The organism is Pseudarthrobacter sp. RHLT3-21 (assembly GCF_059383495.1).
On sequence record NZ_JBWZCI010000001.1, the window covers coordinates 86,519 to 98,915 of the forward strand.

The window sequence follows — 12,397 nt, forward strand, 5'->3', positions numbered from 1 at the left end:
ATGGGCCTTGAACGGACCACTCCGAGGCACGGTTTCCGGTTTTCAATCCACCCCCTGATGTGGCTAGGGTCGATAACTATGGTTATTTACAGGTCCGAATTTTCCCGTTCCCGGACCAGTATCCATGGGGGACTCCGGCGTGGCGCTGCAGCGGCTGCCGTCGGAGCGGTACTGGTCCTGTCCGCCGGCGTCCCGGCATCCCAGGCGGCTGATGGCAGCACTGATCCCACCGCGTCGGCCGAGGTTGCAGCCGACGGAGGCGTCGACGGGGTCAACGGCCTGCTGAATGGCCTCCAGGGCGGTTCCGGCGGACGTTCCACAGCCTCACCCGAACCGGCTCCCGCACCGTCAGGCTCTTCCACCCCGACGGCCACGGCTACACCGTCGCCCGCAGCTACGTCCACGGCGCCGACGTCGTCCGCTGCGACGACATCCGCCAGCCCGGCGCCGCAGGGCACAACTCCGCAGGGTACGGCGCCCCAGAGCCCCAGGTCGCCGTCGAGCGCTCCGGCGCCGCTGAGCACGTCCCCTGATGCCGGTTCACCGGCAGGCACGCAGCCGAACGGCCAGCCCGGTGCGCCTGCCGCCGGGACGCAGGAGGACGGCCAGGAGGACGGCCAGGAGGACGGCCAGGATGCCGATCCTGCTGCGGGCCAGCCCACGCAGGATGCCCACAGCGCCAACGCCACCCCTGTCTCCAACCCAAAGCGCCCCGGAAACGCTCCCGCCAGCCGGGACAACATGGCTTCGGCTACGGAAGCTGAAGCCGCGGCCGAACCCGCCAAGGTCTGGCTTGGGGTGGGACTTGTGGGGTCCGCCGGAGCTGCAGGACTCCTCTTTGCCCGGATCCGCCGGATCTGACGTCGGTGCCGAATCGGCTCAAGACCCACACTTCGCCGAACCTGTGACATTAAGCACTTCTACGTCTTGTAGAAGTCCCTGGTTTCGACTTGGCGGTATGGAAGGGGCAAACTGGTAACCATGAGCCACACTTCTGCCGAATCTGTCACTAAAACCGAAGAATCAGCCGAGCAGTTCTTCACTCTCTGGACTGTTTTCAAGCGGTCTGAGGAGCTGGTGCGCAGCGCTGACGCTGCCGCCGATTTCGATGCCCTCCTGGTCCGCCTGGCCGAGGCCGGCGTAACCCACCGCGGCAGCTACGACGTCTCCGCCATGCGCGCCGACGCCGACGTGATGGTGTGGCTCCACGGCCCGAAGCCGGAAGCGCTGCAGCAGGCCATCCGCGACATCCGCCGCAGCACGCTTTTCGCCGGAACCGAGATTGTCTGGTCCGCCATGGGCGTTCACCGCGAAGCCGAGTTCGCCAAGAACCACACCCCCGCCTACTCGCGTGGTGTCGCGCCGGCCGAGTGGCTCTGCGTCTACCCGTTCGTGCGCTCCTACGAGTGGTACCTCCTGCCCGACGCCGAACGCGGCAAGATGCTGCGCGACCACGGCATGCTGGGCCGTGAGTTCCCGCAGGTCATCTCCAACACCGTGTCCTCCTTCGCCCTGGGCGATTGGGAATGGATCCTGGGACTGGAGGCTCCCGAACTGGTGGACCTCGTGGACCTGATGCGCCACCTGCGTTCCACCGAGGCCCGCAACCACGTACGGGAGGAAATCCCGTTCTACACCGGCCGCCGCATCACCGCAGCCGAGGTCGCAGAGGTCCTCTCATGACCCAGCCCGATACTTCAGCGGGCGCCGCGGTCACCGGAATCAACCAGATCACCGACGCTGGCCGGATGGCGCCCAAAAACTATGACGGGGTCCTGCTCGCCTCCTTTGGCGGACCCGAGGGGCAGGACGACGTCATCCCGTTCCTGCGCAATGTCACCCGCGGCCGCGGCATCCCGGACGAGCGGCTCGAAGAGGTTTCGCACCACTACCGGGCCAACGGCGGCATCAGCCCCATCAACCAGCAAAACCGCCAGCTCAAGGCTGCCCTCGAAGCGGAGCTCGCTGCCCGCGGCATTCAGCTTCCCGTGCTGTGGGGCAACCGCAACTGGGACCCCTACATTCCGCAGACCCTGCAGGACGCGTACGACGCCGGCCACCGCAAACTGCTGATGGTCACCACGAGTGCCTACTCGTGTTACTCCAGCTGCCGCCAGTACCGCGAGGACATCGGCATCGCCCTGACGGAGACGGGGCTGGACGGCCGGCTCGAGGTGGATAAGGTCCGTCAGTACTTCGACCACCCCGGTTTTGTGGAGCCCTTCATTGAAGGCACGGCAGCCGGGATAGCGGACGTGCGGGCGCAGCTCGCGGCCGCCGGTACGCCAGACGCCGCCGTGCACATCCTATTTGCCACCCACTCCATCCCCACCCGGGATGCCGAGGCCGCCGGACGGTCCGAAGACGATCCGCGCGAGTTCGAGGAAGGTTCCGCGTACGTGGCCCAGCACCTGGCCACCGGCGCAGCTGTCATCAGCCGTGTGGAGGCCGAATCAGGCCTGACCGCACCCTGGTCCCTCGTCTATCAGTCGCGCTCGGGCGCGCCCCACGTCCCGTGGCTGGAACCGGACATCAATGACGCCATCGCGGACCTGGCGGGCCAGGGCATCAAAGGCATCGTCATCGTCCCGCTGGGCTTCGTCACCGACCACATGGAAGTGGTCTGGGACCTGGACACCGAAGCCCTGGAAACCTGCCGCAATCTTGGGCTTGCCGCCATGCGTGTACCCACGCCCGGCACGCACCGGAAGTTTGTGAACGGCCTGGTGGACCTCATCTCGGAGCGGACGCTCGCCAACAACATCAGTGGCCGGCCGGCCTTGACCGGCCTGGGCCCCTGGTACGACGTCTGCCGGCCGGGCTGCTGCGCGAATTTCCGCGGCGAAAAGCCCACCATCGCCGGAGCCGACACCACCGTCGGCACCGGACATGACGCATATCCGGCCCCATCCGCGGGCGCTGCCGGGGGAGTAGGAACGCAGTGACGGTACGGATCGGAACCAGGGCCAGCAAGCTCGCCCTGACCCAGACCCAGCAGACGGCCGACCAGCTGGCCGCCGTCGGAGGCTTCCCCGTGGAGCTGGTGCACATCACCACCGAGGGCGACGTCAAGACAGGATCGCTGTCCCAGATGGGCGGCACCGGGGTGTTTGTCGCCGCCCTGCGCGATGCCCTGCTGCAGGACACCTGCGATGTCGCTGTGCACTCGCTCAAGGACCTCCCCACGGGCGCTGCGGTTGGCCTCACCATCGCGGCGACGCCCAAGCGTGTCGATGTGCGGGATGTGCTGTGCGCACGCGACGGCCTCAAACTGGCGGATCTGCCGCAGGGTGCCAAGGTGGGCACCGGCTCTCCGCGCCGCGCCGCCCAGCTGCGTGCCGCCCGCCCTGATCTGGACGTGCAGGACATCCGCGGCAACGTGGATACCCGCCTGGGCCGCGTGCCCGGCCTGCCCGGCAACGCGGCAGGTGCACCGGGCGACCTCGACGCCGTCGTACTGGCCGCCGCCGGCCTGGAACGCATCGGCCGTCTGGACGCCGTCAGCGAGTTCTTCGAGATGGACGTGATGCTGCCAGCGCCGGGACAGGGTGCACTGGCCATTGAATGCCGGACGGCTGACGCCCCGCGCAAGGCAGGTTCCACCGAAGGTTCGCATGGTGTTTTGGCGCAGGCCCTGGCCGCGCTCAACGATGAGGACACCCGCCTCGCCGTGACCGCCGAGCGGGCCGTGCTGGCACGCCTCGAGGCCGGCTGCGCCGCCCCGGTGGGTGCCTTCGCCTACCGCAAGGGCAGCATGCTGTACCTCGAGGCAGCCGTATGCGCCGTGGACGGCAGCAGGACGGTGCGCGAAAAGAAGGCAACGGACGGACTCACTGAAGTCGGTGCCACGCTGCTCGGCATCGAGGTGGCTGAGCTCCTGCTGGCTGCCGGCGCCGCGGAGATCGCGGACCTTGCCGCATCCTGATGCACCGGTAGGCACTCTCGGCGGTCGGCGCGTCCTGATCACCCGGAGCGCCGACCGTGCCGGGCCGCTGGCCGCGCTGCTCGGCAGCCTGGGGGCCGAACCGCTGGTCCTGCCGCTCATCGATTTTGAACGGGCCGCGGACCAGCCTGCCCTGGATGCCGCCCTGGATGCCCTGGCCGCCGGTGGCTTCGACTGGCTTGTGGTCAGCAGCATCACCACGGTGCGTATGCTCGTGGAAAAGGCGGCCGCACGCGGGACCACGCCGGCCTCTCTGGTGCCGGCTGGAACGCGGGTGGCCACGATCGGACCGTCCTCACAGCGGATACTGGAGGCCGCGGGTATCGCCGTGGCATTGGCCCCGGTGGACATCCAGTCCGCCGAAGGGCTCGTGGACCTCTGGACCGCCGCCCCGGCGCGCGTGCTGTTGCCACAGGCAGACATCGCTTCGGCTTTACTGCGCGATGGCCTGGCAACCAAGGGTGCCGACGTTACCGCTGTTGTGGCCTACCACACCGTGGATTACCCGGCCCGGCCGGAACTCCGCCTGCAAGCGGAACTGCCGTCCGCCGTCGGTGTTTCCCACCCTGGCGCTCCCCGTGAGCTCAGTCAGTCGCAGACCCGCAGGGAGCTCGACGCCGGAACGCTCGACGCCGTCGTGGCAGCCTCGCCGAGCGCTGCCCGCCGCATCGCCGCGACCCTCCTGCCGCTGGGCCGCTGCCGTTTCATTGCCATCGGGCGCCCGACGGCGGCAGAAGCTGCCGCCCTCGGCATCCCGGTGGCCGCCACCGCCAAAGTACCCACCCCGGACGGCATAGTGGCCGCGCTGGGCACCGTATTCGCCAACGAAGGGAACACCCGATGAGCTTTCCGAACCACCGCCCGCGCCGCCTCCGCACCACGCCCGCCATGCGCCGGCTCACCGCCGAATACCGCCTGGCTCCGGCGGACCTGATCCTGCCCGCGTTCATCCGCGAAGGCCTCGGCGAACCGTCGCCCATCACCTCCATGCCCGGCGTTGTGCAGCACACCACCGAGTCCCTCAAGCGTGCCGCCGCGGAAGCCGTCGAACTGGGCGTCGGCGGCATCATGCTGTTCGGCGTTCCCGCCGTGCGCGATGCCCGCGGCACCGCGTCCCTGGACCCGGACGGGGTCCTCAACAAGGCCATCCGCGATGTCCGCGCCGAGGTGGGCGATGACCTGGTCATCATGGGCGACGTCTGCCTGGACGAATTCACCGACCACGGCCATTGCGGTGTCCTGGATGCCGACGGCTACGTGGACAACGACGCCACCCTGGAAATCTACGGCCAGATGGCCGTGGCCCAGGCCGATGCCGGGGCCCACGTGCTGGGGCCCTCCGGCATGATGGATGGCCAGATCGCCGTTATCCGCCAGGCCCTTGAGGAATCCGGCCACAAGAACACCGTCATCCTGGCCTACGCGGCCAAGTACGCCTCCGCCTTCTACGGTCCCTTCCGGGAAGCCGTGGATTCGCAGCTCAAGGGCGACCGCCGTACCTACCAGATGGACGCCGCCAACCGCCGCGAAGCCGTTCTCGAGGTGGAACTGGACCTTGAGGAAGGCGCCGACATGGTCATGGTGAAGCCGGCCATGAGCTACCTGGATATCCTGGCCGACATCGCCGCCATGAGCCCCGTGCCTGTCTCGGCCTACCAGATCTCGGGTGAATACGCGATGATCGAGGCCGCCGCCGCCAACGGCTGGATCGACCGGCGGGGCGCCATCACCGAATCCATCCTCGGCATCAAGCGGGCGGGCGCAGATACGGTGCTGACCTACTGGGCGTCCGAAGTTGCAGGCTGGCTTAAGGAATCCTGACACGGCAGGGAATGTTTCCGGACGCTCCGTGGTTTGTATGCGTATGCATGAAAATACCGAGCCTTCCGTAACCACTCCGTCAACCTCGGGCAACCCCACCGCCCCCGTCCCTGCGGACACCATCCTGCTTGGCGTCAGTACCTTCGGCGACGTCGACCTGGCTGCCGACGGCGCACCCAAGCACCACGCCGAGGTGCTGCGCCAGGTGGTGGAACAGGCCAAGGTGGCAGACGCCGTCGGACTCCACTCCTTCGGTGTGGGGGAGCACCACCGCAGGGACTTCGCCGTCAGCGCGCCGGAGGTGGTGCTGGCAGCCATCGCCACGGCCACTGAAAACATCCGGCTCGGCAGTGCGGTCACGGTCCTGAGCTCGGACGATCCCATCCGCGTCTTCCAGCGCTTCGCCACCCTCGACGCCGTCTCCAAGGGCCGCGCCGAAGTCATCCTTGGCAGGGGTTCGTTCACCGAGTCTTTCCCGCTTTTTGGCTACGACCTCAGCGACTACGACGCACTGTTCGAGGAGAAGCTGGACATCTATGACCGCGTACGGTCCCAGAACCCGGTGAACTGGGACGGCCGCACCCGGGCCAGCCTCCGCGGCCAGATGGTCTACCCGCACGTGGAAGGCCGCCTGCTTCCCACCTGGATCGGCGTAGGCGGATCACCCCAGTCCGTGGTCCGCACCGCTTCCTACGGTTACCCCATGGTTCTGGCCATCATCGGCGGCGAGCCCGAGCGCTTCCGTCCCTACGCCGACCTCTACCGGCGCACCCTGGCCGAGAAGGGCCACGATCCGCAGGCTCTGTCCGTGCACTCTCCCGGCTATGTGGCCGAGACCGATGAGCAGGCCCTCGAGGAGTACTACCCGCATTGGCTCGCCACCAGGAACAAGATCGGGGCGGAGCGCGGCTGGGGACCGGCCGGGCGCGGCGAGTTCGAAGCCGCGGCCGACGAGGACGGTGCCCTGTTTATTGGTTCGCCGGAAACGGTGGCGGCGAAGGTCGCCAGGCTCAAGGGCACCCTCGGGGCGGACCGCTTCGAGATGAAGTACAGCAGCGGCACGCTGCCCCACGAGCAGATGATGCGCTCCATCGAACTGTTCGGTTCCAAGGTGGCACCCCGCGTTGCGGACATGCTCGCGGATCGCTGAGGCAGGCGGCCACTGTATCCGGCGCCCGCCTCTGGCGTGGCGCCGGATACCACCGCACGGGATGGAAGAATAGGGGCATGACTCGTTCCGAAGCCCTCTTCGCCCGTGCCCAGACCCTGATGCCCGGCGGCGTCAACTCACCCGTCCGTGCCTTCGGCTCGGTGGGTGGAACCCCGCGGTTTATGGTGTCGGCCAAGGGCCCCTACCTGACCGATGCCGACGGCAAGGAATACGTCGACCTGGTCTGCTCCTGGGGCCCGGCCCTCCTGGGGCACGCCCACCCGGCCGTCCTTGAGGCAGTCCACGCGGCGGTTGACCGCGGCCTCTCCTTCGGCGCGTCCACCCCGGACGAGGCCAACCTGGCAGCCATCGTCCACGAGCGCGTGCCGGCCGCCGAACGCGTCCGTATGGTCTCCACCGGCACCGAGGCCACCATGACGGCAGTCCGGCTGGCCCGAGGCTTCACCGGCCGGAACCTCATCATCAAGTTCGCCGGCTGCTACCACGGCCACCTGGACGGACTGCTGGCTGCTGCGGGATCGGGTGTTGCCACCCTGGCCCTGCCGGGCTCGGCAGGAGTCACCGCAGCCACTGCCGCCGAAACGCTGGTCCTGCCCTACAACGACCTCGCCGCCGTCGAAGCCGCGTTTGCTGCGCACGGGCCGAACATCGCGGCCGTCATCACTGAAGCCGCCCCCGCCAACATGGGCGTGGTAACACCGGGGGAGGGCTTCAACCTGGGGCTGTCCCGCATCACCCGCGAGCACGGCGCCCTGCTGATCCTGGACGAAGTGCTCACCGGCTTCCGCACCGGTTACTCCGGCTACTGGGGGCTCACCGGCGGCGCTGCTGACGCCGCGGACCCGTGGACCCCTGACCTGCTCACCTTCGGAAAGGTCATCGGCGGCGGAATGCCGACGGCGGCCCTCGGCGGCCGTGCCGACGTTATGGACTACCTGGCGCCCCTCGGCCCGGTGTACCAGGCTGGGACACTCTCCGGGAACCCCGTGGCCATGGCAGCCGGTGTAGCCACCCTGACGCACGCCACGCGCGATGTCTACTCGTTTGTGGACGCCCGCTCGCTGGAGCTTTCCTCTGCGTTGTCCGCGGCCCTGGACAGCGCCGGTGTGGACCACTCCGTCCAGTTCGCCGGAAACCTCTTCTCCGTCGCGTTCGGCACGTCCGCCAACGGCGTCCACAACTATGCCGACGCCCAGGCCCAGGAAACCTTCCGGTACGCGCCGTTTTTCCACTCCATGCTGGAGTCCGGCGTTTACCTGCCGCCGTCGGTCTTTGAGGCCTGGTTCCTCTCGGCCGCCCACGACGACGCCGCGATGAACCGGATCTTTGACGCTCTCCCGGCCGCCGCCCAGGCCGCCGCTGCCGCCGAAGGCTAGCCCCGGCGTCGGGAGCCCTCCCTCGCCGTCAACGGCTTAAGCAAGAAAATCCCCGTCTCCCGGACGAATCCCCGCACCATGCGTGGGGGAAAGTCCGGGAGACGGGGATTTTCTGTTGGTGCGTCTACAGCACGTCCGAAAGGAAGCCCTTCAGGCGGTCCGTTGCGGGCGCCGTGAAGATCTGCTCGGGCGGACCCGATTCGACCACCACACCGGCGTCCATGAACGTGACAGAGTCTGAGACGTTGCGGGAGAAGCCCATCTCGTGAGTCACCACCACCATGGTCATGCCGCCCTTGGCGAGGTCGGCCATCAGCGCCAGGACGCCCTTCACGAGCTCGGGGTCCAGTGCGGAGGTGGCCTCGTCAAAGAACATCACCTCAGGCTTCATGGCCAGCGCGCGGGCGATCGCAACGCGCTGCTGCTGGCCGCCGGAGAGGTTGGCCGGACGGGCGTCAGCTTTGTGCCTGAGGCCCACCAGGTCCAGCTGCTCAAGGGCTTCGGCACGCGCCTGGTCCTTGGAGAGCTTCCGGAGCTTGCGCAGCGCGAGCGAGACGTTGTCCAGGACTGTCTTGTGCGGGAACAGGTTGAACTGCTGGAACACCATGCCGATCCGCTGTCGCAGCTCGTCCGGGTTGTCCTTCAGGACCGACCGGCCATCCAGCAGGATGTCGCCCTGGTCCGGTTCGATCAGCCGGTTCATGACGCGCAGGAGCGTCGACTTTCCGGAGCCGGACGGACCGATGACCGAAGCCGTGGTGCCTTTCTCCACGTGGAGGTCGATGCCGCGGAGCACATGGTTATGCCCGAACGAAAGGTGCAGGTTCTTGCCGGTCAGGGTGCCGGAAGTAAATTCGGTCATGCCTGTGCCCCCTTGCCAATAGGTGCCGCCAGCTCGTCCGGTTCCTTCTTCTCCGGCCGGCCGGTACGGAGCCGGTTGTCGATGTAGTTAACCAGGTGCGTCAGCGGCACGGTCAGGATGAGGTACACGAATCCTGCGGCCACCAGCGGCGAAAGGTTCCCCGTGTTGGCCATGGCGTCATTTCCGATCCGGAAGATCTCGCGGTCTGAGGCAGCCAGGCCCAGCACGAACACCAGGGAGGAATCCTTCAGCAACGAGATGAACTGGTTCACCAGGGCAGGCAGCACGCGGCGGATGCCCTGCGGCACCACCACCAGGCGCATTGACTTGCCGTAGCTGAACCCCAAAGCACGGGAAGCCTCCAGCTGGCCTTTCTCCACGCTCTGGATACCGGAGCGGAAGATCTCACCTATGTAGGCGCCGGCGATCAGGGTCAGAGCCAGGATCCCGAGCGGATATGGGTTCCGGTTACCGGTGAGTTCCCGGGCAATGGGGCTGAGCCCAATGCCTATCACCAGAATCACCAGAATGGCGGGCAGCCCCCGGAACAGGTCGGTGTAGATCCTCGCTGCCCAGCGGGCCACCGGATTCCGGGAAATACCCATCAGTGCGAGCAGCAACCCCAGCAAGGAGCCGAGGATCCCCGAGGCCAAGGCCAGGATCAGGGTGTTGGGCAAGCCCACCGTGAGAAGAGAGGGAACGACTTTCGCCATTTCCTCCCAGTTGAGGAACGTTTCACCCAGCTGGTCCAGGAGATCCATAAGCGGTTAGGCCCAGATCAGCTCTGGGGAGCCGGAGCAGCTTTGCTTCCCGGCTTCCAGTCGGCGGGGGTCTCGCGGTCCGGGTACCATTCCTTGGTCAGCTTGGACCAGGTACCGTCAGCAATCACAGCGTCCAGCCCGGAGTTCAAAGCGTCGATCAGGGCCTTGTTGTCCTTGTTCACTGCGTAGGCGGTGAAGTTCTGCGTGTTCACCACGGACTCGGCGATGACAGTTCCGTCGCCTTCCTTCACCTGGCCGGTTGCCTGCTGCGAGGGTGCAACCCAGGCATCGATCTGGCCGTTGCGCACATTGGCGTACACGGTGGCGTAGTCCTTGAAGCGGACCGGCTCAAGCTTCAGGGTGTTCGTGACGTAATCGTCCTGAACCGTGCCCTGGACGACGCCGATACGGACATTGGCATCCAGGTCTGCGAAACCCTTGACGTCGCTGTCGGTCTTGGCAACGACAGCCATAAAGCCGAAGTCGTAGCCGTTCGTGAAGCCCACGTTGGCGCGACGGGCGTCAGTGGTGGAAATCGAAGACGATCCCACATCGAACTGCTTGGTCTGAACCTGGGAGAGCAGCGCCGAGAAATCGGTGGCCACGAATTCAACTTCGAGGCCAAGCTTGCCGGCAACGGCGCGCAGCACCTCGTTGTCGTAGCCGGTGAACTTGCCGGCGGGGTCGATGAAGATGTTCGGCGGCGCGTCGGAAAGCGTGCCAACCTCCAGCTTGCCTTCGGTGTTGAGGCCCAGCTTGGTCTTGTCGATCTGGTCCAAGGGCGTGACATCGGCGGTGGTGTACTTATCCAGCGTCTGCTGGTCGCTGCCGGCAAGGGCATCGGTGGGCGTGCCGCTCGGCTGAGCAGTCCCCGTGCCGCAGGCGGCCAGCGAGACAGCAAGGGCAACCGCGACAGGAACGCTGGTCAGCCACTTCATGGCTTTGGTCTTCATGAGAAAGTCACTTTCATCAGAGTCATAAGATCAACCGGGCCGAAGGCTGCGCGTGTGGCGCCTGGCGCCTTGCTCCCCAATGCCGGCCGGCCGGGGCGGGATTACCGCTGAACTTAATCATCTCATTTCCGGCTTTCAGCGCTTTCGGACGAATAAAGACTTGCCCAAAGGCGCTTTTGACCGAATTAATGGATGAAGGAAACTCTTCCCGAACATCTGATGAATGAATACTGCCTTTGCGGCCGAATCTGAGGGTTCCGGCGATGGCGGTCCGCGGTTCCGGCCTAATTGTGAGTTAGCTCTCAGCTAGAATTCACTGCTGGCGTCTTCGGGTGGAAGGACGGGCCATTCCCCTTCGATCACGGCGGCGGGCTTGGTCTTGCGCAGGTAGTTCTGGAAGTCCGCTGCTTGGCTGACCGCCCAGTCCTTTTGCAGTTCGTGAAGCTGGCTGGCCGGCATCTTGAGCTTCGGGAACTTGATGGCCATGGCATCCAGCATCCGGAGGGTGGCCAAAGCATCCGCGGCCGACGTATGGGCGTTGTCCAGCGTGATGCCGTATTCCTCACACAAGGCCGTCAATGTGCGCTTACCCTTGCGGTATCGGTCCACCTGCTTGTTCATGATGAACGGGTCCAGGACGGGGAACCGGCTCAACTGCCGGACGCCGTAGCGGGCGGACTCAGCGGCCAGGACGGTGAAGTCGTAGCTGGCGTTGAAGGCGATAACCGGAATGCCGGCGTCGAACAGGTCCTGCAGAACAGTTGCGAGCTCCCCAGTGACTTCATGGGCCGGCCGTCCCTCACTCTGGGCCTGCTCCGTGGTGACGCCGTGGATATCGCTGGCCTCGGTAGGGATTTCGACGCCGGGATCGGCCAGCCATTCGTGTTCGGTGATCACGTCCCCCTTATGGTCCACCACAGTGACCGACGCCGTGACGATGCGCGCGGCACGCGAATTCCGTCCGGTGGTTTCGAGGTCGAAGGCTGCGCGGGGAAGGTTGTTCCAGGTGGTCATGCTTCAACGCTACCGGCCAGCACCGACAGGATCCGCCAACGCCACTGCCGGTAATCTTGATGCATGCGGACTGAGTACATTGAAGCGGTGCTCGCGCTGGTCGAGCTGGTTCCACCCGGCACCGCACTGGCCTACGGCGATGTGGCCGAGCTGCTGGGGTCCGGCGGTCCCCGGCAGGTGGGCCACGCCATGAGCCACTACGGCGGACAGGTCGCGTGGTGGCGCATCCTGAAGGCAAGCGGCCAAGGTCCGGAAGGCCACGAGGCCGAAGCCCTCCGCCTCTACCTGCAGGAGGGGACGCCGCTGCTCGGCAACCACGATGCATTCCTGCGCACCGGCGAGGGTAAATGGCGGGTGGACCTGATGGCAGCACGCTGGGCACCCGGCGAGGATGACTTCGACCGGATCGACGCCATTGCGGAGCAGCTGGAGCGGCGGCTGCATAGATTGTCGGTGGCTGATGATGAAATGTCTGTGTGACCGTAACAATCCCTGA

At 66.4% G+C, this 12,397-nt stretch carries 13 protein-coding genes; 9 read left to right on the forward strand and 4 right to left on the reverse strand.

Translation table 11 applies throughout. From position 1 onward, the window contains the following. The first annotated feature begins 78 nt into the window (after positions 1-78). The 8 genes from AC50YA_RS00445 (at position 79) to hemL (ending at position 8,311) form a co-directional block, all read left to right on the forward strand. Positions 79-861: a hypothetical protein gene (locus tag AC50YA_RS00445; protein WP_494980440.1), complete on the forward strand. Its 783-nt coding sequence runs from the start codon at positions 79-81 to the stop codon at positions 859-861. A 120-nt stretch (positions 862-981) separates the two neighbouring features. Beyond that, positions 982-1,683 (forward strand): hydrogen peroxide-dependent heme synthase, encoded by a 702-nt coding sequence (hemQ, locus tag AC50YA_RS00450; RefSeq protein ID WP_494980441.1) that lies wholly within the window; start codon positions 982-984, stop codon positions 1,681-1,683. Continuing rightward, positions 1,680-2,945 (forward strand): ferrochelatase, encoded by a 1,266-nt coding sequence (locus AC50YA_RS00455; protein ID WP_494980442.1) that lies wholly within the window; start codon positions 1,680-1,682, stop codon positions 2,943-2,945. The genes hemQ and AC50YA_RS00455 overlap by 4 nt, the downstream gene beginning before the upstream one ends. After that, positions 2,942-3,925 carry a hydroxymethylbilane synthase gene (gene hemC, locus AC50YA_RS00460; protein ID WP_494980443.1) on the forward strand — a complete coding sequence of 328 codons (984 nt, stop codon included), beginning with the start codon at positions 2,942-2,944 and terminating at the stop codon, positions 3,923-3,925. Before AC50YA_RS00455 ends, hemC begins: the two co-directional genes overlap by 4 nt. Then, positions 3,912-4,787, forward strand: coding sequence for a uroporphyrinogen-III synthase (locus tag AC50YA_RS00465; RefSeq protein ID WP_494980444.1), 876 nt, complete (start codon positions 3,912-3,914; stop codon positions 4,785-4,787). Before hemC ends, AC50YA_RS00465 begins: the two co-directional genes overlap by 14 nt. Continuing rightward, positions 4,784-5,764 carry a porphobilinogen synthase gene (gene hemB, locus AC50YA_RS00470; RefSeq protein ID WP_494980445.1) on the forward strand — a complete coding sequence of 327 codons (981 nt, stop codon included), beginning with the start codon at positions 4,784-4,786 and terminating at the stop codon, positions 5,762-5,764. Before AC50YA_RS00465 ends, hemB begins: the two co-directional genes overlap by 4 nt. Before the next feature lie 43 nt (positions 5,765-5,807). Then, positions 5,808-6,914: an LLM class flavin-dependent oxidoreductase gene (locus AC50YA_RS00475; RefSeq protein WP_494980446.1), complete on the forward strand. Its 1,107-nt coding sequence runs from the start codon at positions 5,808-5,810 to the stop codon at positions 6,912-6,914. Positions 6,915-6,991: 77 nt separating this feature from the next. Then, positions 6,992-8,311: a glutamate-1-semialdehyde 2,1-aminomutase gene (hemL, locus tag AC50YA_RS00480; RefSeq protein ID WP_494980447.1), complete on the forward strand. Its 1,320-nt coding sequence runs from the start codon at positions 6,992-6,994 to the stop codon at positions 8,309-8,311. Between the two features lie 124 nt (positions 8,312-8,435). Here hemL and AC50YA_RS00485 read toward each other — a convergent pair whose 3' ends face one another. The 4 genes from AC50YA_RS00485 to AC50YA_RS00500 all read right to left on the reverse strand — a co-directional run bounded on the left by AC50YA_RS00485 (position 8,436) and on the right by AC50YA_RS00500 (position 11,901). Further along, a complete protein-coding gene (locus AC50YA_RS00485; RefSeq protein WP_494980448.1) occupies positions 8,436-9,173 on the reverse strand; it encodes an amino acid ABC transporter ATP-binding protein in 738 nt (245 codons plus the stop codon). Beyond that, a complete protein-coding gene (locus AC50YA_RS00490) occupies positions 9,170-9,934 on the reverse strand; it encodes an amino acid ABC transporter permease (protein ID WP_494980449.1) in 765 nt (254 codons plus the stop codon). The genes AC50YA_RS00485 and AC50YA_RS00490 overlap by 4 nt, the downstream gene beginning before the upstream one ends. 17 nt (positions 9,935-9,951) lie before the next feature. Then, positions 9,952-10,887 (reverse strand): substrate-binding periplasmic protein, encoded by a 936-nt coding sequence (locus tag AC50YA_RS00495; RefSeq protein ID WP_494980450.1) that lies wholly within the window; start codon positions 10,885-10,887, stop codon positions 9,952-9,954. A 306-nt stretch (positions 10,888-11,193) separates the two neighbouring features. Next, positions 11,194-11,901 carry a 3'-5' exonuclease gene (locus AC50YA_RS00500; protein ID WP_494980451.1) on the reverse strand — a complete coding sequence of 236 codons (708 nt, stop codon included), beginning with the start codon at positions 11,899-11,901 and terminating at the stop codon, positions 11,194-11,196. 63 nt (positions 11,902-11,964) lie between these two features. Between AC50YA_RS00500 and AC50YA_RS00505 the strand changes: the two genes are divergently transcribed. Beyond that, positions 11,965-12,381, forward strand: coding sequence for an MGMT family protein (locus AC50YA_RS00505; protein WP_494980452.1), 417 nt, complete (start codon positions 11,965-11,967; stop codon positions 12,379-12,381). Positions 12,382-12,397 lie beyond the last annotated feature (16 nt).